The sequence below is a fragment of the Iodobacter fluviatilis genome (genome assembly GCF_004194535.1).
Taxonomy (GTDB): domain Bacteria; phylum Pseudomonadota; class Gammaproteobacteria; order Burkholderiales; family Chitinibacteraceae; genus Iodobacter; species Iodobacter fluviatilis_A.
Genome location: NZ_CP025781.1, coordinates 931,056 through 956,765, shown reverse-complemented (window position 1 = coordinate 956,765; position 25,710 = coordinate 931,056). Strand labels below are relative to the sequence as shown.

Annotated in this window: 21 protein-coding genes; 2 read left to right on the top strand and 19 right to left on the bottom strand. The window is 48.3% G+C overall.

What is annotated here, in order from left to right; translation table 11 throughout:
- Window positions 1-53 precede the first annotated feature (53 nt).
- The 4 genes from C1H71_RS04140 to prmB form a co-directional block, all read right to left on the bottom strand.
- A complete protein-coding gene (locus tag C1H71_RS04140) occupies window positions 54-719 on the bottom strand; it encodes a hypothetical protein (RefSeq protein WP_130105443.1) in 666 nt (221 codons plus the stop codon).
- Window positions 644-2,401: a DUF2357 domain-containing protein gene (locus C1H71_RS04135; RefSeq protein ID WP_130105442.1), complete on the bottom strand. Its 1,758-nt coding sequence runs from the start codon at window positions 2,399-2,401 to the stop codon at window positions 644-646. Before C1H71_RS04135 ends, C1H71_RS04140 begins: the two co-directional genes overlap by 76 nt.
- A 2-nt stretch (window positions 2,402-2,403) precedes the next feature.
- The gene (locus C1H71_RS04130; RefSeq protein ID WP_223145983.1) at window positions 2,404-3,930 is read right to left on the bottom strand and encodes an McrB family protein; all 1,527 of its coding nucleotides are present in this window, start codon (window positions 3,928-3,930) and stop codon (window positions 2,404-2,406) included.
- A gap of 654 nt (window positions 3,931-4,584) precedes the next feature.
- A complete protein-coding gene (gene prmB, locus C1H71_RS04125; RefSeq protein WP_130105441.1) occupies window positions 4,585-5,493 on the bottom strand; it encodes a 50S ribosomal protein L3 N(5)-glutamine methyltransferase in 909 nt (302 codons plus the stop codon).
- A 319-nt stretch (window positions 5,494-5,812) separates the two neighbouring features.
- On the opposite strand from prmB, the gene C1H71_RS04120 reads away from it, so the two are divergent.
- The gene (locus tag C1H71_RS04120; protein WP_130105440.1) at window positions 5,813-7,177 is read left to right on the top strand and encodes a DEAD/DEAH box helicase; all 1,365 of its coding nucleotides are present in this window, start codon (window positions 5,813-5,815) and stop codon (window positions 7,175-7,177) included.
- A gap of 626 nt (window positions 7,178-7,803) precedes the next feature.
- Here the strand turns inward: C1H71_RS04120 and C1H71_RS04105 are convergent.
- From C1H71_RS04105 to C1H71_RS04055, 11 genes are all read right to left on the bottom strand, one after another.
- Complete coding sequence (locus tag C1H71_RS04105) at window positions 7,804-8,562, bottom strand: substrate-binding periplasmic protein (RefSeq protein WP_130105439.1); 759 nt, start codon at window positions 8,560-8,562, stop codon at window positions 7,804-7,806.
- Window positions 8,563-8,964: 402 nt separating this feature from the next.
- The gene (locus C1H71_RS04100) at window positions 8,965-9,429 is read right to left on the bottom strand and encodes a DoxX family protein (RefSeq protein WP_130105438.1); all 465 of its coding nucleotides are present in this window, start codon (window positions 9,427-9,429) and stop codon (window positions 8,965-8,967) included.
- 25 nt (window positions 9,430-9,454) lie between these two features.
- Window positions 9,455-10,171, bottom strand: coding sequence for an HvfC/BufC N-terminal domain-containing protein (locus C1H71_RS04095; protein WP_130105437.1), 717 nt, complete (start codon window positions 10,169-10,171; stop codon window positions 9,455-9,457).
- Window positions 10,168-10,998, bottom strand: coding sequence for an MNIO family bufferin maturase (bufB, locus tag C1H71_RS04090; RefSeq protein ID WP_130105436.1), 831 nt, complete (start codon window positions 10,996-10,998; stop codon window positions 10,168-10,170). Before bufB ends, C1H71_RS04095 begins: the two co-directional genes overlap by 4 nt.
- Window positions 10,999-11,010: 12 nt before the next feature.
- Window positions 11,011-11,280: a BufA1 family periplasmic bufferin-type metallophore gene (locus C1H71_RS04085; protein ID WP_130105435.1), complete on the bottom strand. Its 270-nt coding sequence runs from the start codon at window positions 11,278-11,280 to the stop codon at window positions 11,011-11,013.
- A 111-nt stretch (window positions 11,281-11,391) separates the two neighbouring features.
- Window positions 11,392-11,565 carry an anti-sigma factor family protein gene (locus C1H71_RS04080; protein WP_262488434.1) on the bottom strand — a complete coding sequence of 58 codons (174 nt, stop codon included), beginning with the start codon at window positions 11,563-11,565 and terminating at the stop codon, window positions 11,392-11,394.
- Entirely contained in the window at window positions 11,565-12,131 is a 567-nt protein-coding gene (locus tag C1H71_RS04075; RefSeq protein WP_130105433.1) for a sigma-70 family RNA polymerase sigma factor, read from the bottom strand. Before C1H71_RS04075 ends, C1H71_RS04080 begins: the two co-directional genes overlap by 1 nt.
- Window positions 12,132-12,745: 614 nt before the next feature.
- Window positions 12,746-13,591: a 23S rRNA (adenine(2030)-N(6))-methyltransferase RlmJ gene (locus tag C1H71_RS04070; protein ID WP_130105432.1), complete on the bottom strand. Its 846-nt coding sequence runs from the start codon at window positions 13,589-13,591 to the stop codon at window positions 12,746-12,748.
- A 195-nt stretch (window positions 13,592-13,786) separates the two neighbouring features.
- On the bottom strand, window positions 13,787-14,920 hold the full coding sequence (locus C1H71_RS04065; protein WP_130105431.1) for a glycosyltransferase: 1,134 nt from the start codon (window positions 14,918-14,920) through the stop codon (window positions 13,787-13,789).
- A gap of 100 nt (window positions 14,921-15,020) precedes the next feature.
- Window positions 15,021-16,043, bottom strand: a complete 1,023-nt coding sequence (locus C1H71_RS04060; protein ID WP_130105430.1) for a glycosyltransferase family 2 protein — start codon at window positions 16,041-16,043, stop codon at window positions 15,021-15,023.
- Window positions 16,040-17,332, bottom strand: coding sequence for an oligosaccharide flippase family protein (locus C1H71_RS04055; RefSeq protein ID WP_130105429.1), 1,293 nt, complete (start codon window positions 17,330-17,332; stop codon window positions 16,040-16,042). Before C1H71_RS04055 ends, C1H71_RS04060 begins: the two co-directional genes overlap by 4 nt.
- Before the next feature lie 287 nt (window positions 17,333-17,619).
- Between C1H71_RS04055 and C1H71_RS04050 the strand changes: the two genes are divergently transcribed.
- Window positions 17,620-19,515 (top strand): DUF2813 domain-containing protein, encoded by a 1,896-nt coding sequence (locus C1H71_RS04050; protein WP_130105428.1) that lies wholly within the window; start codon window positions 17,620-17,622, stop codon window positions 19,513-19,515.
- 96 nt (window positions 19,516-19,611) lie between these two features.
- On the opposite strand, the gene C1H71_RS04045 is transcribed toward C1H71_RS04050, so the two are convergent.
- The 4 genes from C1H71_RS04045 to lptF form a co-directional block, all read right to left on the bottom strand.
- On the bottom strand, window positions 19,612-21,366 hold the full coding sequence (locus C1H71_RS04045; RefSeq protein WP_130105427.1) for a response regulator: 1,755 nt from the start codon (window positions 21,364-21,366) through the stop codon (window positions 19,612-19,614).
- Window positions 21,367-22,114: 748 nt separating this feature from the next.
- A complete protein-coding gene (gene galE, locus C1H71_RS04040) occupies window positions 22,115-23,125 on the bottom strand; it encodes a UDP-glucose 4-epimerase GalE (RefSeq protein WP_130105426.1) in 1,011 nt (336 codons plus the stop codon).
- 195 nt (window positions 23,126-23,320) lie between these two features.
- Window positions 23,321-24,400: an LPS export ABC transporter permease LptG gene (gene lptG / locus C1H71_RS04035; protein ID WP_130105425.1), complete on the bottom strand. Its 1,080-nt coding sequence runs from the start codon at window positions 24,398-24,400 to the stop codon at window positions 23,321-23,323.
- A gap of 1 nt (window position 24,401) precedes the next feature.
- The gene (lptF, locus tag C1H71_RS04030; protein ID WP_130105424.1) at window positions 24,402-25,460 is read right to left on the bottom strand and encodes an LPS export ABC transporter permease LptF; all 1,059 of its coding nucleotides are present in this window, start codon (window positions 25,458-25,460) and stop codon (window positions 24,402-24,404) included.
- Between the last annotated feature and the right edge of the window lie 250 nt (window positions 25,461-25,710).

The following is a 25,710-nucleotide window of genomic DNA, read 5'->3' as shown; positions in this document are numbered from 1 at the left end:
GCCCGCTAGCCCGCTCACCCGCTGGCAAGTACGCCGCTAGGCTCCCGCCCAAACTAAGCATCCAGCAGCGCCTCTTGATAGAGATAGCTGTATCTTTTAGCGAGCATATCGCCATTGGTGGCGCTTAGGATATCGCTCATGCTGGTGATTTTAAATTTGAATTTACGCTGGCTATTGAGTTGCAGCGGCGTGTTTAGCGCGTGGGATGCGCCAAGTTCAAATAGCCAGTATTGGCCGGTGTCTGTGTCTTTGTTAATGCTTGCTTTATCGTTTTTTCCTGATTGCTCAGCAGTAATCTTGTGGCGCTGCACTAGTTTTACGGAGCGCACGTCATACACATAGTTGATCACTGAATGTTTGCCCGTGCTATGAATGGCAATTGCGCAGTGGGCGATGTCTTGCATGATGGCGTGCGAGGTTTGCTGCTTGTTAATGGTAGCAATGGGGATGTGATACCAGCGGGCTGTGCCTTGCCTAAAGCGCTCTAGATAAGCTGGCGTTCGGCCACCACCCGCTGGGGCAACAAACACCAGCTGGGCATTACGGCGCAGGTATAGCCCAGAAGGCGCGATGCGTACTGAATCTTGGGCAAGGTATTCGTCGGGCGCTTCGATTCGGTATTCGATAGCGTTTGGCTTGCCGCCTAAATGTTGCCGCAAAAACGCCGCCAACCAGCCATTTTCTTGCTCTGGCAGGGCGGGGAAAGCGCCGATGCCCACGGCCTCGATTGCTTGATGGTAAGGATTACCTTGGGGGTATCTTGCAGCGGATGCCAGCCCGGATACAGCACATAGGCACCGACTACAGGGCGGCTTTTTAGGATTGCGCCTTCAGGCGATTGGCTAAGATGAATCAGGGCATCGCGGTAGCGGTGCATTTGGTTTAGCGCATCGTCTGGGGCAAGGTCTGGCGTGTTGGGTTTATCTGACTGATCGATACGGTACTTAGCATCAAAAATCCAGATAATTTGCTCCCCATTGGGGAAGGTGGCTTCTAGCAAAATATCCGGCTTTTGCGTGGCATTCCAAGAGTAAATTTGGTTAAAGCGGCTGCCGGGTTTGCCAAACAAGGGCTCATGGGCCAAGCGTAGCTCTATGCCATCGCTGCGGCTAAAGGTAAAGGACGCGCCTAAGCCATTCTTTAAGACTTTTTCTAGGTTTTTTTCATCAAGCAATGCCTTGTTACTGGCCTGCTCTACAAAGCCAAGCGCGTGTAGTTGGCGGCGTAGTTCAAGCAGGCACCAGATTTCATACAGCTCGGAAACCGGCTTAACAGAGATCGCGGCATGGCGGCCAAACACATCGAGATAAAGCTTTAATTGCTGCCAGATTCGATAAACCCCGGCATAGCCAGCGCGTTGGTGCAGCACCAGTGATTCGCGCTCCATGCCATTAAAATGGCTGACTTCATCAAACAGTGGATGGGCAAGGCGCTGGGCTAGCTGCTTTTGCCATAGGGCCAACTCGGCAAAAAATGCGGGCGAAATCCGCTGGCGATCAGGGGCGGTATTGTGTGCTGCTGCGCCGCTGGCAAAGCGGGCCAAGCTGCGGCTGCTGTATTCTAAAACCATGCGAATAAATTGGTTTTCTGGGGTATCCACAGAAAGGCGTTGGCTGCTGGTTTTAAAGCGGCGATGCGTATCCCCTATGGCCAGTGCTTGGGAGACTTTTTCTTCTAAACGATAGGCCATCTTGCCATGCAGGCGGTCTGCACGTAGCGTGCGGTGGCTTGTTTGCAGCCGATTATGCGGGGCGTTGCAGATATAGTGGATTTCTTTATGTAAGGCCTCGCGCAGCGCGGTAAATTGCGCCAGCCATAGCAAGGGGAAGCGTTCATGCGGTTTTTTGGATTGGGCTAGCTCGTGATCGGTCTTTTGCGCTAGGGCAAAGCGCCAGAGTGGATAGCTGTGATCAATGGCGGCATTGATTTTTTCTAGATCATCCACCATCAGCATTTTAACCGGCAGCACTTCAAACGCCAGCGCCGCCTCTTGCCATTGGCCGTGGCGGCAGTAATGCAGGCCCAAGCGCAGCCAACCTACATCGTTGCCGGTGTTTAGCGTGCCACGCAGTGCGCTACCAGTGAAGCGAAATGCATCGCAAATGCTGGTGAGCCGATGGCGGATTTCTGCCGTGTCCATCGCTTGGCTAAAGGTAAATTCAAATTCGTAGCTGCGGTTTTCAAAGAAAATAGGCTCGCGCAGCAAAAGCACGTGTTCTGCAATGCAAGGCAGTGGGGTGCAGCTTTTAAATTTAGAGGGCCGCAGCTGAATCGCCATAGGCTGGGCCGTGGCTTGCCTAGCGGCCAAGGTGGCCGAGAGCTGCTTTTGCGAGGGCGCAATATCGCGGCTCCACACATTAAGCGACCAATCGCTGGTTTCTAGCTTAAGCAGATCAGGCATGGCTAGGGCCAGAAGCAAGTAAAGCGATCGCGCTCAAGGCGCTCGCTCATCCAAATCAGCTTTTTAAGCGAGCGAAATTCAATCTGCGGCGGAACATCATTCTGGGTGTTAAAGAGATCAGGGCGGGTGGTATGGCCTTGAAACTGCGCGCTTAGTAAGGCTTGTAATTGGGTCAGTATATTGCCTTCTTTATTGCTGAGCTTGTCTTCGTCGCCCTCTAGCCGGGGTAGCAATTTAGCCATTAAAAAATCATCCCACACGGCATACAGCGCCGATTCATCTGGCGGTGAAAAGCATTTCAGCATTAGCAGCAGCTCGTTAAGCGCACGAAATGCCAAGGAAAAAGGGCTACCTGCCAATTTTTGATTGATCTGTTTTAAAAACTGGATACTCTTTTGGCCATCAGAATCTGCTTGCACTTCGGCCAGCTCAGTAGGGCTGGCGATGCGTGAATCAAGCGGAAAGCTTAGCGTGATGGCCTGTAATTTTGGCTCAAAGTAATCGTTAAATTCATTGGGGAAAAACTCGCCAAAATCGATGCTAAAGGCGCGATCAATTACCTTGCGTGAAAACCCATGCGTGGTTTCATCCATATTGACCGTGCCCGCTACAATCAGGTTGGGCGGCAGCGGCATTCCATGCTGCAGAAAATACGCCCACAGGCCATCCCATGCTGCATCGGTAAATCCTAGATCAGCGCGTAGCTTGCTGATGACCTGGGGCGCTTCAGATTTCAGCAGGGCGCTTGGCGCAAAAATAGCCTCGCTTGTGTAGCCTTGCTGATCCCATTGCCGCGTTTCTAATACCGATAAGTAATCTGCAAAATATTGCTCAACCGGCGCTAAATTCATTTCATCTAAGCAAGCCCAAAATGGGGTGATGTGGCTGCTGTCTTTTAATACATAGCCCGCAGCAGGCTGCACCGCATCCCGCCAAGCCGCCGCCATAAACTGCAAAAACGGTGTAGCCACATAATGCGTGCCGCCAATTCTGGAAACATAACCTAGCAAATCAGATGGCTCATGCCAATCTGGCCGCACCGGAATCAGCGCGTAGTTTATTGTGCCAGCAGGGCAAGAAGAGCGCGCCTGCTCCCGAACAAACCGAGTTTTCCCCGTGCCGGAGATGCCAGCGAGGAGGAGGAATGGTTTGGGGAGGTTTTGTGATTTTGTGTTTACTAAGTGGCTGAGCGGATTGTTAATACAGTATTCGCAAATGGCCTTAATCGTTGATTCATAACCAAGAATAAAAGGATCGTGATCTAGTTTTAATTTTTGAAATAACTTTTCCGATTCGTTGTCGTCTCTTTTTCTATTAATCTCATCGGTTGACATCTTTTTTTCTGAAATAGCTTTCAGTAAGTCAATCACGACAATCGCCGGAATTAAACGCAAAGTGCCATTGGCATTTTTTGCATTAGGCTCAGAGCGAAGATAGATTAATTCTTGAGTCGTTTTTTCAATTGTATAAGTGGGTGATCGAGAGCCAATTTTTGTTCCTGGCTTCAAATAAAGGCTTAAATTATTCATAACCTGGTTTTATTGACCCTAGAAAGTTGAGAGGCTTTATTTTTAATTAAATTATCTTTTGGATTGTACTTGATGAGCGGTATTGAGCATAGCGGTTCAATTTTGCTTACTAGATTCTATTCAGTAAATTATTTTTAGTGCTTTCAGCACGTTAATTTTGGTGCGGGTGCCCCCGCGTGGGCCTCACTTTCTTGAACGGCCAAGAAAGTAAGCAAAGAAGGCCGCCCCACGAAGCACGAAGGCCCCTCGCTGCGGATAATCGGCTCGGCGACAAAGGCTGCGCGCTCGCTGCCTCGCTACCCCTTTGTCGAAACCCCGATCCGCTTATTCCTCGCTCGGCGTGCTTCAAGGGGATTTTTAAGCCCCGTGCCATGAATAGAGATAAAAGCCCGATCAGTGGGCTTGAAAATATTTTAATCAACAGAATACATTTTCTCGTAAAACGAGGTAAACCCAATCCGATTAACATGATCACTTGTAGCGGGGGCACTCGCACCAAGATCAGCGTGCCGAAGGCACTGAAAATAAACTGCTCTTGCCCACTAAAGGCGGCAGAGGCACTTTATATATTGCGCCATCTGATTTATTGCAGCGATTGGTGTAGTAACGATGTAAAACTTAGGGTGGGTAGGCAGCACCCACCCTAATGAACCATTACATCCCTGCTTCAACCAGCATTTCGCGTGTCAGCAAGAATACAAAGCCATCGCCACTTTCAGTTTCTAGCCATACAAATGGCAGATCTGGGTAGCTGGCTTCTAGCTCGTCACGGTTGTGGCCGATTTCTACGACTAAGACACCAAGCGGATTAAGGAAGCGGGTGGCTTCTTCCAGAATACGGCGGGTAATATCTAAGCCATCTTCACCGCTGCCAAGGGCCATTTCTGGCTCGTGCAGATATTCGGGTGGCAGCTCTTCTACCGAATGCGCATCCACATAGGGTGGGTTAGAGATAATCAGATCATATAACTCGCCTTCAACCGCGCTAAAGAGATCCGAATCCATTAGATCAATGCGCTCGCCAAGGCTGTATTCCAGCACATTGATTTCTGCCACATCAAGCGCATCTGGGGATAAATCCAGCGCATCAATAGCGGCATCAGGGAAGGCATCGGCCATCACAATTGCCAAGCAGCCCGAACCTGTGCACAGATCCATCGCGCGGTGGATGAGCTCTGGGTATTCGATCCACGGCGTTAAGCCACCTTCACGGATAATCTCGGCAATAAATGAGCGCGGCACGATGGTGCGCTCGTCCACGAAAAATTTATACTCGCCCAGCCACGCTTCTTTTGTAAGGTAGGCGGCGGGTTTGCGGGTTTCTACGCGCTGTTTAAGAATATCGAGCACTTGGGCTAATTCTTCGGGTAAGAGCTTGGCGTCGTACACCGGCTCTAAGCGATCAAGCGGCAATTTAAGCGTGGATAAGATTAAATAGGCGGCTTCGTCCCAAGCATTATCGGTGCCGTGGCCATAAAACAGCTCAGCAGCGTTGAAACGGCTGACCGCAAAGCGATGTAAGTCGCGCACGGTGCTTAAATATTGAGAAGCGTGATCAAACATGGCTTTATCTCGTCAGGTTTAAAATGGCGCTAGTTTAACTGATTGGCGGGCTGACAGCCTGCTAAGCTGCGGGCCCTTTGTCAGCTAGCAGCCTGTCGGACTTAAGACTGATCTACTTCGGAAAAGCCGGATTTGGCCATATTCAACGCATTTTTTCGTTGAATAGCCAGCTATTCGCCTCAAAAATCCGTTAAATCTGCCTCAAACCGGGCTTCCCCTCGCTACGATCGCTTAAGTCCGACAGGCTGCTAGGGTATGCAGGGAGGCTGGCTTCGTGTAAATTGGAACGTTGTTCTTAATTTTTCGGAAAGAAACACGCATGACATTCTCATCGCTCGGGCTGGCTCCGGAAGTGCTCAAGGCAGTCGCCGAGCAAGGTTATGAACATCCGACGCTGATTCAAGCGCAGGCCATCCCTGTTATTCTATCTGGGCGCGACGTGCTTGGTGCCGCACAAACAGGCACCGGTAAAACCGCCGCGTTCACCTTGCCGATTCTGACTAAAATCGCTAAGCATGCCAATACCAGTGCATCCCCAGCTCGCCACCCGATTCGCGTTTTGATTTTAACGCCAACGCGTGAGCTGGCCGATCAGGTTTCTGAAAGCGTCACCACCTATAGCAAATATATGCCACTGCGTAGCCACGTAGTATTTGGCGGCATGGATATTAAGGCGCAGATTCCTAAATTGCGTGAAGGCGTAGAGATTTTAGTCGCTACGCCAGGGCGCTTGCTAGATCATATTCAGCAAAAATCGGTGAATTTATCCCAAGTTGAAATTCTGATTCTGGATGAAGCCGATCGTATGTTGGATATGGGTTTTATTCTGGATATTCGCAAGATTTTTGAGCTTTGCACTAGTCGTAAGCAAACGTTGTTGTTCTCCGCAACTTTTGCGCCAGAGATCAAAAAGCTGGCCGAAGATTTTATGCACGACCCAGAAGTCATCGAAGTGGCGCGCCAAAATTCTGCCAATGAATCGGTAAAGCAAGAGCTGCATCCGGTAGAAAAAAGCCGTAAGAAAGCCCTCGTTGCCCATTTGATCCGCACGCATAATATGAGCCAAGTGATTGTTTTTTGCCGCACTAAAATTGGCGCAGAGCAATTAGGCCGCGAGCTAAAACGCACAGGTTTTTCTGCCGAAGCTATTCATGGCGATCGCACCCAGCAATCTCGTTTAGAAACGCTAGCTGCATTTAAAGATGGCAGTTTAAAGGTATTGGTCGCTACCGATGTGGCCGCGCGAGGCTTGGATATTAACGAGCTGCCGTTTGTGATTAACTTTGAGCTGCCAACAAATCCAGAAGACTACGTACACCGCATTGGCCGTACTGGCCGTGCTGGCGCTACGGGTATCGCAATTTCTTTGGTGGCCCCAGAAGAAGAGAAAGCTTACCTTGGCATTCAAAAAATGCTCAAGCGTGATCTGCCTTTGATCCCAGTACCGGGGTTTTCTCCTGGCACTACACCACTAGAAGTGGCTGCTGCGCCCCGCCGCGAGCGTGCGCCAACGCCTGCTTCCCCGGCGGTTGCTGCTTTAACTCGCAACCCAAACGCAGCACCAAGCAGCCGTGCTCGCGCACAAAGCTATGACAGCATGCCAGATGCGCCTTTATCTAAATTAAAGCGCGCACCGCAAATTGCAGCACTGTTCTTACCGCCTAAGTATCAAGTGGCTAACTAAAGCGATATGAACGATTTCTCCCAGCCTGGACCACACGGCTTCATCAGGGCTTGCCCCTGTTAAAAGCCATGCAGGTTCAGTTACTGGGGGATCAATCATGCTGGTCGCCCCTTACTGCCCCAATCAAAATGATCACAATAGCGTTTTTGGCGGCAGTATATTCAAGCGGGGCATTTAGTTGCCGCTAGAAAAATGGATCAACAATTACGGCCATTGATTAAATTACTTTTTGCCGAGCCTAATCTAGCAGCCTGTCGGACTTAAGTGATCGTAGCGAGGAAAAGACCGGTTTGAGACAGATTTCACGGGTTTTTGAGGCGAATAGCTGGCTATTCAACGAGAAAATGCGTGAAATATGGCCAAATCCGGCTTTTCCGTAGTAGATCAGTCTTAAGTCCGACAGGCTGCTAGGCCCCGTTAAAGCGGCTTTAGCTATGCAAGGTTTAATTCATGAAGAATTACGTTTGCCGATGACGGTTGTTTCGGCGGCAACAAAAGCGTAGTTAGCGCTTTTACTTGAAAGAGATAATGGCGATTTAACAAGAGCTTGTTGGCGTTTGATTTACGATTACTCGCATGCTGTGAATCAAGCCTTTGGGGGCCGAAATCCTCGGGTTTGTTTCGGCTTATTTTTGGGGCTGCCATTTGGCTTTTATTTGCTTTATTTTTTCATTATCAGTAATGGCTTTATAGCCTTCTTCAAATTTTTTCAATGCCCATAATCCCTTGGGATGTTGAGGGCTAAAGCCAATAAACACATCTTGTTTACTGCTAAAAAAGGTGGTTTCAACTTGGGCGGTTACCCCCGCGTTATCGGCCCAATACTGTGGAGTTTGTATTTCGCTGGCCATCACTAAGGCTGCGTTAATACTACCAAGCGCGAGTTGTTTTAAATTGATTTGTTCATTTTGGCCCTGTACAAAAATAATGCCTCGTTTGGGTAATTGACTGGCACTTGGCGGATATTCATAGCCACTGACCACGCCAATTTTTAAACCAACGCTAAATTCGGCTTCACTTTTAGCGCTGAGCGGGTGGGCTTTATTTTGAAAATAAATGGGGGTAACGGTATAGAGCGGCATACTAGGAAATTTAATTTTCCCAGCCATCGCAGGTTCCCAAGCCATATTAAAACAAGCAATCGCTTTGGCATCTAGTACCATTTTTTTGCAGCGGGAGTAGGGTACGACCTTTAGCTTTGCTTCGATCCCCACGGCGGCAAAGGCGGCAACAACTAAATCATTGGCGTAACCTGTGCCATCCGCTCTTGAGAAAGGCTCTGCAGCATTTTCAACGAGAATTTCTAGTGGCGTAGCTAAGCTGTGCGTACTACTTAGTAGGCTTATAACGCCAGCAATAAGGAAGCGGCTCTGTGTTGCATGCATGATTTTGCCCTCTTTGCTCTTGGCATTAAATCCAGGGTCTGTTGACGTTTCATTCACGGCTGCGTTTGGCCCAGTTTTGGGGCTGAACAAGGAGAAAATTGCGACATGGTACGAGTACCATCAGCGATTTTTAACGCCGTGCAGCCCCAAAAATGGGCTAAACCCGAAGGGCTGAGCCGGAAAATGGCCATTCACTGCGTTATGCTCCTCGACAATAACCCGTTATTGCCTTCGTCACATGCCTTGTGCCTGGCCGTTTTCCGGCTCAGCGCAATGGCGAATGAAACGTCAACAGACCCTAGACAAAATTGCTGTGCAAAGCCAATTAACCTGCAGCTTTTACAGACTAGCGCGGCTATCTAATGAGCAAAAGATAGCCGCGCGTGAAAGAGAGTAGATTTATTATTCGGGATTTGAACTGCAGCGGCGATTTAAGTATTCATCAACCGACCATTTTCCTGCGCCATAAATCGCCAATACTAGTAGCAATATTCCCCACAGATAATGATCTTTAACCGCAATAGGCAGTAAGGTGGGATAGGAAATAACCGCAACGGCATTGAGTATAAATAGCCCCACTGCAGCAAATCGCCCTAGCGTGCCACTAATCAGTAAGATGGGCAGCAATAGCTCACCACCTGTGCCCATGATTGCGGCGATTTCTGGTGGAATAATAGGAACTTGGTATTCGAAATTAAATAAAAATAAAGTGCCTTCCCAATTGCGGATTTTAGTTAGGCCAGACATAAAAAATACCTGTGCCAGATAAAAGCGTAAGCCTAAATTAAATAGCGGTGCGATATGGGCAATGCATAGTTTTTCAGCACAGCGATAGCTGCCGTAAAGTTGGCATATTAGTTTTTTCATTTGAATCACCTTAAATAAAAGGGGTTTATTTTTGTATTTGGCATACCAAGCCACAGCTAAATAGCTGTGCTAAGAGGGGGCTAGTGTCATCATTACTTGCCAGCATTGCCGTTTCAATATAATCGCCAGCCAATAAGCGCTCTAAAAATAGCGCCTCACTGCTTGAGATGATTTGCCAATGATCTCGCCATACCCAAACTTGCTCGCCACCTGATTGCAGGTTTGCTGGGCTTTCGCCGTGGTGCATCATTAAAATTTGGTAAATGGGCCATAATATCGATTGAATCACAGCACAGGCTGGATGTAATATAAGTTTTAATTGCCCAAATTGCTCTGCGGTATAGCTTTGTAATTGGCTAATATCGATTGGGGCCAGATCAATACTGTAATGCGCCTGATGAATGGCCCAATCTAATCTGGCCACATCGCTTAAATAGGGGAGATCGGCTACATGGGGAAAAGTACTTAAAAAGGCTGGAAAACCTACACCATCATCATGCAAATTACCCGAGTGCGCCGATGTTTCGGCTATATATTTAGCCGCCAAGGCGGCAAAGAACTCATCGCCCACTAATTGCACAATAGTGGGATAGGTGTTGGCTAAATTAGCACTGCGATTAGCTAAAACATTATTACGATATACATCTAAATAAGGCTGGCTTTGGGCTGTAATAGTAGCTGGCAGATAATGGGGCTGTTTAAAGATTTGGCTAAAATCTTTTAATGCATTAGCGTATATCATGCCAATGCCTCGATGGATTGTTTGGCGATTTGGCTTTGCAATACGCCGTATTCATCGAGTAAGCCTTCAAGCGTGGGCAGATTGGTATCGCGCTCCAGCAACACGGGCTTGGGGCCGGTTAGTTTAAGCGCGTCTTCTAGTAGCTTCCACACTGCATTGCAAACTGGTGCGCCATGAGTATCAATGACTAGGCCATCGCAGTATTCAAAGCCCGCTACGTGGATTTCGGCAACTCGGTGTAGCGGTAAGCGTGCCAGCTCGGCCCTAGCATCAATGCCATGGTTAAGCTGATTTACGTGCATATTATTGACATCCAGTAACAGGCCGCAGCCGGTGCGCGCTACTAGCTCGGCCAATAGTTCGGCCTCACTGAGCATTTCATCGCTAAAGGCGATATAGCTGGAGACATTTTCTAGCAAGATAATGCGCTTTAAGCGGCTTTGTACCAGATCGATATGGTTGCAGAGGGTATCAATCACGCCGGCATAGCGCGGCACGGGCAAGAGATCATTAAACCAAACGTCACCAAAGCGATTCCATGCTAAATGCTCTGAAATAGCGGCGGGTGTAATGCGCTGTGCAAGATCCGTTAGTTGCTTTAAATGGCGTTCATCTGGGGGCTCGGCATTACCCAGCCCTAGCCCTACACCATGTAGGCTAACGGGGTAATCTTGGCGAATTTTTTCTAAGGCGGCGGGTGCTGCACCGCCGCCAAAGTAGTTTTCGCTATGCACTTCCCACCAAGCTACCTTGGGGCGTGTAGCAAGAACTTCGGCCAAATGCGGCGAGCGAAGCCCAAGCCCAGCTTGGATGGGAAGTGTAGCCATGATGCTGATTCCTTAAGCCTTAGGTGCCATCAAGGAGCCGTTCATTTTTTCACAAGTCCCTTTTTTAACGGCTTTCCATTCGCCTTTATCCATGTCTTTGGTGCTCATACCGGCACAAGCATGGCTATTACCAGCGCAATCGTTTTGGCCTGCTTTGGCAATGCCATAGCATTTTTCCATTTTTTTCATTTCATCGGCACTGGGCGCTGCGCTGGCGGTATTGATAGCGGCGCAGCCAATCACGGCGGCAAGGGCGGAAGATAGCATTAGGGATTTTTTCATCGGTATAGCTCCATGTAGTTGATTGTGGTGCTGTTTGGGCACCTGCAGACTTTGTCGTGCAGCTGCTTTACTTCTGACAAAAAAAGATAAAAATATTTTTATGAGGCGGATTTACTCCCAATGAGCCGGGGCTCTGGCCGCATCACGCATAAATTGTAGTTGACGATTAAAGTTTCTGCACTTATTACAAAGCAATAAGTGCAGGCGCAAGCGGCTGCGTTGGCTCAATGTGAGAGGGCCATCTTGTTGGGCTGATAATAAAATGGATGCTTGGCGGCAATTCATCATGGCGTGTTTCCAAACCAGTTTTTTTCTAAGCAAAGACGTAAGCTCATGCGGGCGCGATAAAGCATGGCTGAACAATTAGTCGCAGTAATTTCTAATTGTTGACAAATTTGCTCAATTTCTAAGCCTAGCTCTTCGCGCATGGCAAATACCATCGCGGTACGGCGAGGCATAAGCTGGCTGCAGCGGCTGTAGGTGGCCCAGAATTGTTTGTCTTCTAAGCTGGCTTCGGGTTTTTCCCAGCGCCGTGGTGCGTCGCTCCCCCAGTGACCGGTTTTATTAAATAGCACATCAAAATCGCTATTATCGTCTTCGCCATCCACCGCTGCGACCAGCAGAGGATCACGGTAAATTCGGCGTTGAGTATCAATAATCTTGAATTTTAATATGCCGGTTAGCCACGTTTTTAAAGACGATTGGCCATGAAAGGAATCGGGTTTTTCTAGTGCTGCCAGCAGCGTTTCCTGCACTACATCTTCGGCGCTGCTGCTGTGTTGCAGCTGAAATAGCGCAAAGCGGTAGAGGTAATCGCGAAGGGGCTCTAGGTCTGTTATGCAAATGGCCATGGTGCTCTGCGTGGTAAGCGTTACTGGTTTTAGTGTATATGACTTTGCGTTAGTTACAAAGTAAATGAGAACTATTATTGTTTATTGACTTACATATCAAGTTGTTGCTGGCTCTCTACAGCGAGCAGCAAGCTGGTTTTATATTCTTTGACCACCGTTTGCCAAGGCAGGCTGCTAGCAGCCTGTCGGACTTAGCATCAGTCAGCTGCAAAATCACCTGATCGGCCTATATTTCACCAGATTTTTGACCTATAACTCGTTATTGGCGCTGCAAATCCGGCAAAATCTAGTCTCGACCATGCGATTTTTCGCTTCGACCGTCTAAGTCCGACAGGCTGCTAGTGCGTAAAGTAGATTTAGACTAGCTTGGGGATGGGGTTTTTTTGATTTGAAGATAGGTTTTAACCACACCCAAATCAAGTCGCCCTTGAATCGCAGTGATCCCTGCAGCTGCCAATATGGTTTCAGATTTGGGGCCATGTTGGCAAGAGTGCTTATTTGGCATAGGGCGTTAGTTTAGGTTGACCGGTTTAGGAAGGCTGCGTGGGCAAGAGAAAGCATCTTGCCCACTCTACAGATTGTAGGGCGCTCCCGAAATACTGCGTGCTATTCGCTTAGGCTGTTTTTTCTTCCAGAATGTATTTAGCGCCCTTGTTTTGCCCTAATACTTTTACTAGATAGGGCATGGTTTCTCTTAGGGTATTGGCAAGTGTCCACGGTGGGTTAAGGATAAACATACCGCTACCGTGCATGCCAAAGCCATCTGCAGATGGGCTTTGCACTGATAGCGCAACGTGCAGCCAGCTATTTACTCCTAGTTTTTTCAGCTCTTCGGGCAGCTGCTTCGCTTCTGCACGTTGCAATTGTGGGTACCAAATGGCGTAAGTGCCAGTGGCAAAGCGGCCGAGCGCCTCGTGCAGCATATCAATGACGTAATCGTAGTCATTTTTATCTTCATAAGGCGGATCAATCAGCGTGACGCCACGGCGTGGTGGTGGCGGTAATACGGCTTTAATCCCTGCAAAGCCATCCCCTGCAATCACTGCAACTCGGCGGCCTGATTCGGCAAAGTTGGCCTGCAATAGCTTGCTATCTGAGCTGTGCAGCTCAAATAAACGTAATCTATCGGTTGGTCGCAGGATTTGATCGGCCACATAGGGCGAGCCAGGGTAGAGAGTCAGCTTGCCATCAGGATTGAGTGCACGTACTACATTTACATACTCGGCGAGGGATTCGGGTAGATCGTCACGATTCCACAGCCTAGCAATGCCGCTTTCAAACTCCGCATTTTTAGTGGCGTAGCCTTCTGTCAGCGAGTAAACCCCCGCGCCAGAATGGGTATCGATATACCAATAGGATTTATCTTTTTGGTTAAAGTAAGACAAAATTTGCGTTTGGATATAATGCTTAAGCACATCGGCATGATTGCCGGCATGAAAAGCGTGGCGGTAGCTAAGCATAAAAATCTCTTTATTAAATCATTAAATAAAAATCAAAAACTTCAAAAAAAATCACAAGTCTGTGGACAAAAAGTAAGGGGATAACACAGAGCGCACTGAGAAAACTAAAAATTAAATTTCATTGCCTGAGGCGTTGGGTTTTCTTAGTGGCACTCTGTACCCCCTGTGTGTTCTGTGGTTCAAGCGGTAGCCATGCTATTGCTCACACAGATCCATCCATTGTTGCAGTATCTGGCTGGCAGAGTAGTGTTTTGCGCGCTGTTTTAGCCATGAGGATAATTCTGGGCGATGCTGGCTAATGATCAGCGTTGCCAGTGCTTCACCGCTGGCGGTGTTGGTGACAAACTCGGCGCGGCGTTTGCCAAATAGCTCGTACACCCCTCCGGCATTGGTCGATGCCACTACCACGCCCAGCGGCATGGCTTCTAGTACAACGAGCGGGCAGCCTTCAAAGTTGGAGGTCAGCAGCAGTACATCGGCGCTGGCTAAGTAAGCGCTGACATGGTTTTGGTGACCGGCAAAGCGGATCTGGCTGGCAAGGCCACGCTGGTGTGCCTCGCTGCGCAGCCATTGCTCCATTGGGCCATCGCCAACAATGGTCAGCTCAGCTTGCACGCCACGCTGATTCAGGCTGGCTAAGGTATCTAGCCATAAATGCGGTTGTTTCTCGCTGGCGATACGGCCAACGAAGAGGAGCTGCAATGCTTGGGAGGATAACGATTGATGGTTTTCGTTGGGCGGGCAAAGCGGCGTATCTTGCCCACGCGGTTCAAGCGCTGATGTAGCACTTATCACCCCTTCATCCACAAAATTAGGCAATACCCGCCAGCCATCTTGTATCGGCTGCTTTAACCAACGTGCTAGCGAGTCTCTGGCGTGCTCAGAGACAAAGATCAGCTCGTCCAGCCGCCGGTAAATAAACTGGCAGGCGTGGCGGTGGATGGGATTCATAGTGGCAAATCGGTCTAGCTCATAGAGCGGCCCATGCACCCATCCCATGATGCGGGTATTTTTTAATCCACGTGTTGCGGCATAAGCCATATAGAGCGGCATTAAAAAAGTGGCGGGGATGACCAGATCAGCGTCTTTGATAATTCGTCTTGTTGCCAGCCAGCCAGCCAGCCACGTCCACGGTTTTTTACCCTGCCAAACGTTGGATAAATCAATGACTTTAGCTGTGCCAGTGCGCGCAGCCCATAGATTACGGCTGCCGCCTAGCATCACAATGCTGACATCCATGCCACGGGCAATTAGTCCTTCAGACACTAGTGCCACACAGCGCTCAACCCCACCAAGACCTAGGTCTCTGACTAGGAAAACGATCTTCATGCGCGGGCTCTAATCAAAAAATGTGGCACAAGCAAGTATATCGCCTTGTCCCGTTTTGGCAGAGGGCTAGGGGGAAAAGGGGGACTCATGGTGCAGAGCGTCATGATTTTTTTACTCGTTTAAGCCATTGCCACAGCGTGTCACCAACAAAGCAGCGGATCAGCTGACGCTTTAGTTTAGGCCGCTCGCTGGCAGGCACTGGCAGGGCCTTGCTTAATGAGTGGATTTTAGCCAGCAGAAGCAGGTTGCTACCTGAGGTGCGTTGCAAGGTATCTACCCAGACTTCGCCTAAGATATCGCGGCTTGCTGGCCAAGCGGCGGCCAACGTTAAATAAAAATTACACATCCAGTCAAACTCAGTACGGGAAAGTACTCTTGCTGGTTCAGCGAGCTCTACAAAGTGAGCCGCATTTTTTTGCAGTGCGGCGGGTAGGGTGCGGGCGGCGTATTTACTGCGTATGCCCTGAGCCGTGCTGCGTAGCTGGTCTTTTTTACTTTGGGTGATTTGCCCTGTATGGCAGCGGTAATCCAGCAGCACTTCTGGCACGGCGGTAAAGTGCGCTCCCACCTCGGCGAGCAGGCACCAAAGCGCGTAATCTTCTGCGTGCACGGCGTGTGGCGGGTAAGGATACATTTTTAACAGCGTTGTACGGGCTATCACGCTGGGATGGGCAAAGGCGGAGTTAAATAACAGCATGGCTTTGATTGCGCCATCTGTGCTGGGAGTCATCCACTCACCGCTTTTGTCGCCAAAAAAACGAATCCAGCTGCCGCACACATCGCTGCCGGTGGCTTGCAAGCGCTGGAGTTGTTTCTCTATACGCTGTGGGTGGCAAATATCATCCGCATCCATGCGGGCAATCCACTCGCCTTTAGCCAGCGCAATGGCTTCATTTAGCGTGGCAATCAGGCCACGGTTTTCCCGCGTGATAATCGCAAAACGCGGGTCTTGTTTGGCGTGCTGTTGCAGTATGGCTAAGGTATGGTCGTTTGAGCCATCATCAACGGCAATACATTCAAAATCTTTAAAACTCTGCTGGCTGATTGAATCCAGTGTGGCTTGTAAATAGGCTGCGGAGTTATAGCAGGGCAATACAAAGCTGACTTTGGGAAGAGGCGTCATAGCGGTTTAATCTCTTTATAAATTTTTCTTGCCCGCCACCAGAATGCCAACACAATAAAGCCCTCCACCGTCAGCACGCTTTGCGCCGCACGCAGTGCCGCTTGGGGCGAGCCTGGCACCCACCAGCACATTAATGTCACATTTAAGAGGCCTGCTGCAACCAGTACTCGGCTGAAATAGCGCTCAAACCCAAACACGAGGAGTGTTTGTTGGCCGTATACCAGCGAGACTGCGCCGAGCAAGATCACCGGCGAGAGCCAAATCATCACGTCTTGCGAGTGACTTAAGGCCAGAAACGCTCGTGATAAGCCGAAATCAGCACCAAAGACTTGCACCACTAGCGGGGTAAAGAGCGGTAAAAACAGCGCCAACCCTAGCGTTAGAGCAAGCCCCACCGCGCCCTGTATGCGGAAGGATTTTTTAATCAGTTGCAAGGCGGCGGGCTTATTATTCACCGCCAAGCTGGCAATGCGTGGATAGGTGGCTTGAACCAGCGGGCCAATTAAGCCTTGGGCGATATAAACCAACTTATTGGCGGCGGCAAACAAGCCAACCTGTAGGGGGGCCGAAAACATCCCCAGTAAAACGGTGGTAGAGGTTGTGTAAAGGCTGGTAGAAATCGCAGATAGAAAAAATGGCCAGCTGGCGCGTAATGCGTCTTTTAGCTCGTGCCATTGCACCCGCACCCACTGCGGTTTTGCTACGCCAAGGCCGGTAAACCACCACAGCAGTCCGGCCAATATTTGCGGTGTGGCTTGTAAAATAACCGCTAGCGCCACGTCTTGCGGGCCGCTCACCCATATTAGTAAAAAGCCCAGCGTGGCGGCTCTGGCTAATACCATCAGCCCTGCGGCTAGCTGTAGTTTTTCAAGGCCTTGGAAATACCAGATAGGAAATAGCACCGAGCTAACAATATAAAGCTGGCTCCAAAGGAAAATACTGGAATGCGCCTCCCAACTGCCCAAGGTAAAGGTCAGTACTAACAACAGCAGGCTGGAGGCGATCATTAACAGTGATTTGGCCCAAGTAACCCGCCAGAAAATACGCGCAGCTTTTGCTGGATCATCTTTTGCCTGTGCCACATCACGCACGGCCGAAAGATTAAAGCCAAAATCAGTTAGCAAAACGCCGTACTGAATCGAGGCAAAAGCAAAGTTCATCACCCCAAAGCCTTCTGTTCCCAGCTGCACCAGCAGAAAAGGGAAGGTGACAAACGACACCAAATAATTCAGCCCCTGCACCAAGTACAGGGCAAAAATATTGGATTTAAGGCGAGAATCGAGCGACATAGCGGCGCATATTAAAAAATGAAGTCGCGATTGTACCGCATCGCGGCATCGCACTTGGCGGGCGCTCGCTTTTTAACAATTTGTGCACAGGCACTTATTGCTCGCGCAATTTATTGCATTGGCTTACTTCATCCTGATCTATGGCATTTTACCCCTAACAACACGCTATCGCATTGGTGTGTCAGGTTTGATCTGTGTTGATATTCTAATGCCATTACGTATTAAGACAGGAATTAGCAAAATGAATCAGCTCTTTGCCCATTGTTTGGATTTTTTGGCTCTTAGGCATGCTGATTGCCGCTGCAATGGGGCTGCTCGGCAAGCCTGAATTAGCACGTTTTAATGCCAGCTATTACACCGTAAGCCTGAAGGGTAGCGGTGTGCTTTTGTTGCTGAAGACGCTAAAAAAATGGCGACTGCATGTTGTTTTTGTTTGGCTAGTCAGGCGGATGTTGTGTAGGCTTTTACCAAGCCTGCCACCGGAAGCCACCATGCGTCTCTTGCGCTTACAAATCACTAATTTTCGCGGAATTAGCCAGATTGATTTGAGCCTAGAGCGAGAGCGGACCGCGTTGTTTGGTGAGAATAACTGGGGTAAAACCAGTTTGATTACCGCGCTTACCCGCTGCCTAAGCGAGGCCGTGCCGCTGGATACTTTGTTTACGCATGAAGACTTTCACCGCGTAGCCAATACACGGGCAACGATTGCGCGGCGCTTAAATATCACGTTGTTTTTTTGTGGGGATGGTCTAGCTGCTTTACCAGACTCTACATTAGAGGATTTAAGCTGGCAGGATGAAGCGGGCTGTACTTGGCTGGCGCTGCGTTTCTCGGCCGAGCGTTATGGCCACGGTGAGGTGCGTAGCCACCGCAGCTTTGTGGATAAAGTGGGTGCAGAAAGGCCGCATGCCGATAGTGATCTGCTGGCGGTGTTATTGATCCGCCATCATCCAGTGCTGCGTTTTCGCGATATGCAGCTGACCGATTGGTTAGAGCATCCGCGCCTCGCGCAAAAAAACCGATCGGATGATCCGCCCCAGCCCGCATCTGCCGCAGTGCAGGCTGTGTTTGAGCGCATTCTTACTTTACCGCACCAGTTACACCCGCAGGAGCTGACTCAAGGGCTTGATGCGGTTGAAGCTTTTCTTTCTGAACACGCCGAGCTACTGCAAGCCCCCGTGCCTTTGCAGCGCCTTGCCAAGCAAATTGCCAGCACCCCGTTTAATTTACGTGATGACGATAGCCTATTAGATATCGCCGGTAGGGCGGGCTCTAGTCAGCGGCGGGTGGCGCTCTTAATGCTGCTGGGGGCACTGATTAATGCCCGTGGTGATCTGCCTTTGCAACAGGGCGCTCATCCGATTTTACTCATGGAAGACCCAGAAACCCATTTACACCCGATTCAGCTAGCGATGATGTGGGGGCTGATCGAGCAATTGCCGCTGCAAAAACTGATTACCACCAATCATGGCGATTTGCTTGCGAGTTTTCCGCACCAAGCCTTACGTCGCTTAGTGCGCCGCCATCAGCATGTGCACGTTTATCAGGTTGGGGAACAAGCTTTATCGGCCAGCGATGCGCGCAAAGTGGCATTTCATATTCGTGCTAATCGCGCCAGCAGCATGTTTGCCCGAGTTTGGCTGCTGGTTGAAGGTGAAACTGAATTTTGGCTGATGCCCGAGCTTGCGCGGATTTACGGCGTGAATTTCCCTATGGAAGGCATACGCTGTGTGGAGTTTGCCCAAGCAGGACTCACGCCTTTGATTAAATTTGCTGATCGCTTAGGTATAGTCTGGCACTTGATTGCCGATGGCGATGAAGCGGGTCAGCGCTATATTGCCAAGGCCAGAAGCCTGCTCAATGGTAGGCCCGATGCCCTGCATATTACCGCCATTAGTTGTCGCGATATCGAGCATTATCTATGGGATAACGGCTTTGCCGATACTTACCGTAATGCTGCTAAGCCTAGGGGCCCGCTTAATCATTGGCACCAAGCCGCTATGGATGCTGCGCCCCCTCGGCCTGACGAAGAAATCATTCAACGTGCCCTGCGTTACCACTCCAAGCCAGGGATGGCTTTAGAAATTGCCGAAGCAGCGGAAATTGCCGGTGCAGAGGCCATCCCGCAAGAACTACAGCAGATGTTTGATACCTTGCAGCAGTTGGCGAGTTATAGCGAGTAAGTGCAGTAGGTAGATTTGAAAACCTCAAGTTTTTTTATAATAGGAGGATGAATTATGTTTTGGATTTTATTGTGGAATAATTCAAGCAGCTTATCTTTATGCATGCTCTTTCATTAACTCTAGCATTGCTTGTTTTAATAACGCAGGGCGTAATGGTTTAGTTAAGAATACATTCATTCCTGCTTCCATACATAAGGCTTTATCTTCTTCTAGGGCATTGGCGGTGAGCGCCATAATTGGTAACTGGCTAATAAATGGATTGGAGTGGGCGCGAATCCTACGCGTGGCTTCTAGGCCATCCATCTCAGGCATTTGCATATCCATTAAAATCAAATCCACTTTTTCATTATTTAGAAAATCTAAGGCAAGCTGGCCATTTTCTGCGCTAAATACGGTATGCCCTTCGTTTTCTAGTAATCGTGTTGCCACTATGCGGTTGATAGGATTATCTTCTGCCAAAAGCACCTTTAATTTGTGCGGCTGCTGTTGCCCTTCTGGGCTTAATGTTTCAATAATAGGCATTGCTACTTTGGGGCACCGTAATGTAAATTGAAATTTCGAGCCACTGGCCAGTTTAGATGTGGCAATTAAATCACCTCCCATTGCCCGCACTAAGCGGCGTGCAATGGTCAGGCCCAAACCCGTTCCGGGGTATTCTCGTGTTGAAGAGCCATCTGCTTGCACAAAGGCATCAAATATATAAGGTAGGCGATCTGCAGAAATACCAATTCCGCTATCTATAACCGCAATATCTATTTGATAATCTGTGGCTATTTCTTTTACATTAATATGTAACGTGATTAATCCTTGGTGGGTAAATTTTATGGCATTACCTATTAAATTAACCAATATTTGCCGCAAACGTAGGCCATCGCCAAGTAGGGTGATATCAATATTTCCATTATGCTGTAAAACAATATTTAAGTCTTTGCTTTTGGCTGCTTGCTTAAACATATTGAGTATTTCATTGCTTAAGCTGGCTAAATGAATGGGCTGAGAAGAAATTTCTAGATAATTAGCCTCTATTTTAGATAAATCGAGTACATCATTAACCAGTGCCAATAATAAATCCGCCGAGGTGCAAATTACATCAACTGTTTCTTTTTGCTTAGTTGATAAAGGGCTTTGCGCTAATAAATTTGCCATGCCTAATATGCCATTCATTGGGGTTCTGATTTCATGGCTAACATTGGCGATAAATTCGCTTTTAGATCGCGTTGCCATTTCTGCTTGGTTACGCATTTTGGCTAAGTCTTCAGCAAGGCGAGTTTGGCCAAGCTCTAGAATAAGGCTTTCTACAATTGTATCGTGATAAGAACGAGCACTTTTCATCAAGGTAAAAAAGAAAAATAAATTCATTCCGCCTAAGAGCATGTCCATTTGTGTTGGCAGGGTGCAGGCATTAATTAAAATGGGCAATACCATTAAAAAAGCATAAACACGCATTGCAGGAAGCATTGGTCCTAAAATAGGTAAAGAGCCAACAACTAATCCAGAAAAAACAAAGGCAGTAAACATCTTGAGCAAAATGGTGCTGCTGAGCATAAAGTAAATGCCACCTGTGCACCATAGCAAGCCAGTAAGGCATACACCGATTAAATGAATTCGTCGCCAATAACTAAAATGATACCTGGCCGCATTCTTTGCATATTGATTAAAAATAGAGAGGCGAAAGAGTGCTAAAGCACAAGTGCTAAGCCACCACGCAGCCAGAATATAAATTGAATGATCGCTACGGTGGGCAATAAGTAAAATGCTTGCAGCAATAATGGCAATCACTTGTCCGCTATGTGCATTGCGGTAGCTAAGGGCTGTGGTGCGCTGTAAGATGGTTGGGTCGTTTAAATTCATAGTGCTTTCATTATGTAGTGCTACAAGCGCGATGCTTGGTTACGTTTTTATCGCAGATACTTAATATAACACAATGAAATCATTACATAAAGATTAAGCTGTTGTACTGCACTGGGTTAGCTTGTACTTTTCATTTGATTGGTGCGAGGATTGAAAAAATAATATTCAAAAAAAGATCTCACATACACAGTAAGTGTTTAGTTTTGTACAGCCTTACTTCCATTTCTTGCTGGCCCTTACTCCTTGATTAATACGCAGGCCTTATTCCTAGCGTAAGTCAGCCAAGCCAATGTGGATTATACTTTTGTAGTTACCGGCTCACAGGTACAAGTCAATCCGTAAGCTACAAGAAAATATCCAGCAGTTCCTCGTCATTGGGCAGCCTAGCTCCAGTGGACTGTTAGTGCTGAGTAATCTGTTGAAATACAAGCGTTTTTTTAGTGTCTGTGGATGTTTCATTTGCAATTGCGCTGAGCCGAAAAACGTCAACAGACCCTAGCAGCCTGTCGAACTTAAGCGATCGTAGCGAGGGAAAGACCGGTTTGAGACAGATTTCGCGGGTTTTTGAGGCGAATCTGGCTATTCAACGAGAAAATGCGTGAAATATGGCCAAATCCGGCTTTTCCGCAGTAGATCAGTCTTAAGTCCGACAGGCTGCTAGGTGTTAGCTGTGGTTTTTTTATGGGGTAAATGATGAGGTCAGTAAAAAGGCGCATCAAAAGATGCGCCTTTGCTTATTTATCCGGATTTAATTAAAGCCATTCGGGTTTTGGCTTTGCCATTTCCAGCTATCTTGGCACATATCATCAAGGGTTTTTTCTGCTTGCCAGCCTAATATGGCGAGCGCAGATGCTGGGTTGGCGTAGCAGGCGGCGATGTCGCCAGCACGGCGTGGCACAATTTGGTAAGGCACGGCGTTGCCAGAGGCTTTTTCAAAGGCTTTCACCATATCCAGCACTGAATAACCCTGGCCTGTACCTAAGTTAACGGTAACAAGACCTGGGCTGGTGGCTAGCTTTTGCAAGGCTTTCACATGGCCACGAGCTAGATCGACCACATGGATGTAATCACGCACGCCGGTGCCGTCTGGTGTGGGGTAGTCATCGCCAAATACGGATAGCTTTTCACGCTTACCCACGGCCACTTGGGCCACAAAAGGCATTAAATTATTAGGAATGCCCTGTGGGTCTTCACCAATTAGGCCGGAGTGATGTGCGCCAACGGGGTTGAAATAACGCAGCAGGGCAAAGTTCCAGCGGGTATCGGATTTGAAAATATCTCGCACGATATCTTCAACCATCAGCTTAGAGCGGCCATAAGGATTGGTGGCCGATAATGGGAAATCTTCGGTAATGGGCACGGTGTAGGGGTCACCATATACCGTGGCGCTGCTGGAGAATACGAGGTTTTTAACCCCCGCTTCAACCATCGCTTCGAGTAGGCGCTGGGTGCCAACCACATTATTATCGTAATACATCAGGGGTTTTTCTACGGATTCGCCAACGGCTTTTAAGCCAGCAAAATGAATCACGGCGTTAAAGTCATAGCGTTGAAATAGTGCTTTTAAAGCGGTGGCATCACGGACATCGCCTTCTACAAACTCGGCAGCTTGACCGGTAATGGTGGCAATTCGGTTTAATACTTCTGGATGAGCATTATATAAATTATCAAAAATAACCGGTTTAAAGCCCGCGGCCATTAATTCAATATAAGTGTGCGAGCCGATATAACCCGCGCCACCAGTGAGTAAAACGTACATGGAAAGCTCCTATTCTAGGGGGCGGTTTTGCCCACACGTCGATGGTAGTTAAATGAGGTGATGCATTCGTTATTTCTTTTCAGCGCATTGGGCACTTTATTTTTGCTGCCGTTTTTTGCGACGTCTTTTCGTTTTTAAATTGCCCAGGAAATGATTTTGCCATGTTGGCTTAGTACTTTTCTAATCGTTAGGATTTTAACGCCGCTCTTGCCGCCATAACATGAACGCCGCAGCCGATAAAAACAGTAGGGTGGGAATTGATACCACGATCGGTGGTGGCCAGCTATATAAGTCGCCTAGATAAACCACAATTTGGTTTAAAAAGTGAAAAATTAAACCACAGGCAATACCAATAAAAATGCGTACCCCAACATTACTACTGCGTCTTTGGCTTTGGGCAAAGGGCAGGGCAATGAGCACCATAGATAAACAGGCGAGGGGGTAAAATAGCTTGCCCCACAGGGCTAATTCATAGCGTGATGTTTTTTGTTTATTGCGCTTTAAGTGCTCGATATAGCTCATTAAAGAGGTGGCCGACATTTGTGCTGGCTCTACCAGCAGCACGGCGAGCATGGCGGGCGATATCGACGTTTGCCAATTAAATGCACTTGGTTTACTGAGTAAAACGCCTGCGTGCTCAGGTAAAAACTGAGTAATGGTGGCTTTTTGTAGCGTCCAATTGCCTTTGCTTTGAAACCGGCCATTATGGCCTTCAATGATTTTTTCTAGTGTGAGTGTTTGGCCAAATTCGTAAATCCGTGCATGTACTACGGTTAGATCTGGCAGCATTTCGGCGATATTTACGATTTGCTTGCCGTCTTTAATCCATACACCAGATCTAAAATCACCCACTAACATCGATTGCGTGGCCGCTAGCCGATGTTGATTGGCCATACGATTACCCGCAGGGGAAATATACTCCCCTAAAAGTAGGGTGAGCGTGGCATAAAAGCTGCCTATTAAGCACAGCCAAAGTAATAAGCGCCGTAGCGATACGCCAGAAGCGCGCATTACGGTGAGCTCGGATGAGCCCGATAAATGCGAGAGGCCAAAAATGCCGCCAATCAGTACCGCAATTGGCAGTAGCTCATAAGCATTGGCGGGGGTGCGCAGGGCAACATAAATTAGAGCGTCTTTTAGCCCATAGCCGCCTACGCCTAAATCACCTAATTCGGCGATTAAATCAAAAAATGTATAGAGGCCCAATAAGCCAATCAGCGCGAATAATATAAATAAGGATAATTCGCGCATCAGATAACGAGACAATTGGGTCATATTAATTTCCCCTCAGCTTGCTGCGCCATATAAATAAACCAAAGGTAATCAATCCCGCCAGCCCATGTAGGGGCCAAATCCCCAGCATGGATGAGATCTTGCCATCTGCTATCCATGCTTGGGCAATATTGATACAGTTGTAATAAAAGAAATAGGCAAATACTGCGACTAATAAATTGGCCGCGCGTCCTCCACGCGGATTAAAAAACGCCATTGGAATGGCTGCCAAACTTAATATAAGCGCTGAAATAGGAATCGCTAAACGCCAAGCTAGCTCGGCCTTGTGCTCGGGCAGGCTACTCTTCCAAAGGGCGAGGGTGCTGGTGGCTTGGGTGGTGGGACTAGAGCGGGGTGTTTCGCCCGCTTCGATACGTAATCTGGCCGAGGCAAACTCTAGGGTTTCATACGATGCGGTACCGGGTAGGCCTTCATAAGAGCGGCCTTTGGATAGCCATAGCCAGCGTGAGCCATCGCTATCTAAATAGAGGCCGCCTTTTTCCGCCAAAATGACGGTGAGTTTGTCATCACGGCGCAGCTGTACAAAAACATTATTGCCATTACCGCCGGTAAAATTTTCCACAAAATAAACCCGATCGGCCGCAGGGGATTCGCGAAATACACCGGGGGATACTTGGGTGACTTCTTGGCGTGATAATGATTTTTCTTTGTACTCTTGGCCTTTTTCTAAGGCCCAAGGTGATAGCACCATCGATAGCAAGCCAATCAGCACCACTACGGGCAGGGTAAATTCGAGCACTGGGCGGATAAAGTTAACAATGGAGCGACCACTGACAAACCAGATCACCATTTCGTGGTCTTTCCACATCCGAGTTAATACGGCTAGGATCGAGAAAAATAACATCAGCGACAGCAGGATGGGTAAGTAACGCACGGCGGCAAAGCCCATCATGGCCCAAACCGCAGAACTAGCGAGAGCACCAATAGCGGCTTGGCCGAGCAGGCGTACAATTTGCGTGGTCATGATTAGCATGAGCAGCACAAAGAATGTTCCAAGGGCAACCCAGGACATTTCTTGAATTAGGCTTTTACGAAACAACATGGGCGTTTTTGACTTTTGGGGAGCTTTGGATTTGTCCAACAGCTAGGAAATAATTGAGCAAACAAACGCTCTTTTGTACCACTTTTTTTACAGAAATGTGGAGAAACCTAGATTCACATTACAAAATGCCTAAAAAACCTTATTTACAAGTGTAAACTTGGGTTTTGCTTAAAGCATGCGCAGTTAACTGCCATTGTAAAAAACGGAGTAATCAGCCCTAGGCCAACAAAAACCGCAGTATACCTGTGTA

Coding starts and splice junctions, on each gene's coding strand:
- C1H71_RS04055 (WP_130105429.1), bottom strand. CDS start 17,332: ATGTCGCTCGATTCTCGCCTTAAATCCAATATTTTTGCCCTGTACTTG.
- C1H71_RS04070 (WP_130105432.1), bottom strand. CDS start 13,591: ATGCTTAGCTACCGCCACGCTTTTCATGCCGGCAATCATGCCGATGTG.
- C1H71_RS04120 (WP_130105440.1), top strand. CDS start 5,813: ATGACATTCTCATCGCTCGGGCTGGCTCCGGAAGTGCTCAAGGCAGTC.
- C1H71_RS04100 (WP_130105438.1), bottom strand. CDS start 9,429: ATGAAAAAACTAATATGCCAACTTTACGGCAGCTATCGCTGTGCTGAA.
- C1H71_RS04135 (WP_130105442.1), bottom strand. CDS start 2,401: ATGCCTGATCTGCTTAAGCTAGAAACCAGCGATTGGTCGCTTAATGTG.
- C1H71_RS04065 (WP_130105431.1), bottom strand. CDS start 14,920: ATGAAGATCGTTTTCCTAGTCAGAGACCTAGGTCTTGGTGGGGTTGAG.
- C1H71_RS04080 (WP_262488434.1), bottom strand. CDS start 11,565: ATGAATTGCCGCCAAGCATCCATTTTATTATCAGCCCAACAAGATGGC.
- C1H71_RS04130 (WP_223145983.1), bottom strand. CDS start 3,930: ATGAATAATTTAAGCCTTTATTTGAAGCCAGGAACAAAAATTGGCTCT.
- C1H71_RS04085 (WP_130105435.1), bottom strand. CDS start 11,280: ATGAAAAAATCCCTAATGCTATCTTCCGCCCTTGCCGCCGTGATTGGC.
- C1H71_RS04045 (WP_130105427.1), bottom strand. CDS start 21,366: ATGAATTTAAACGACCCAACCATCTTACAGCGCACCACAGCCCTTAGC.
- lptF (WP_130105424.1), bottom strand. CDS start 25,460: ATGTTGTTTCGTAAAAGCCTAATTCAAGAAATGTCCTGGGTTGCCCTT.
- C1H71_RS04105 (WP_130105439.1), bottom strand. CDS start 8,562: ATGCATGCAACACAGAGCCGCTTCCTTATTGCTGGCGTTATAAGCCTA.
- C1H71_RS04075 (WP_130105433.1), bottom strand. CDS start 12,131: ATGGCCATTTGCATAACAGACCTAGAGCCCCTTCGCGATTACCTCTAC.
- prmB (WP_130105441.1), bottom strand. CDS start 5,493: ATGTTTGATCACGCTTCTCAATATTTAAGCACCGTGCGCGACTTACAT.
- C1H71_RS04095 (WP_130105437.1), bottom strand. CDS start 10,171: ATGATATACGCTAATGCATTAAAAGATTTTAGCCAAATCTTTAAACAG.
- galE (WP_130105426.1), bottom strand. CDS start 23,125: ATGTACGTTTTACTCACTGGTGGCGCGGGTTATATCGGCTCGCACACT.
- lptG (WP_130105425.1), bottom strand. CDS start 24,400: ATGACCCAATTGTCTCGTTATCTGATGCGCGAATTATCCTTATTTATA.
- bufB (WP_130105436.1), bottom strand. CDS start 10,998: ATGGCTACACTTCCCATCCAAGCTGGGCTTGGGCTTCGCTCGCCGCAT.
- C1H71_RS04050 (WP_130105428.1), top strand. CDS start 17,620: ATGCTGATTGCCGCTGCAATGGGGCTGCTCGGCAAGCCTGAATTAGCA.
- C1H71_RS04060 (WP_130105430.1), bottom strand. CDS start 16,043: ATGACGCCTCTTCCCAAAGTCAGCTTTGTATTGCCCTGCTATAACTCC.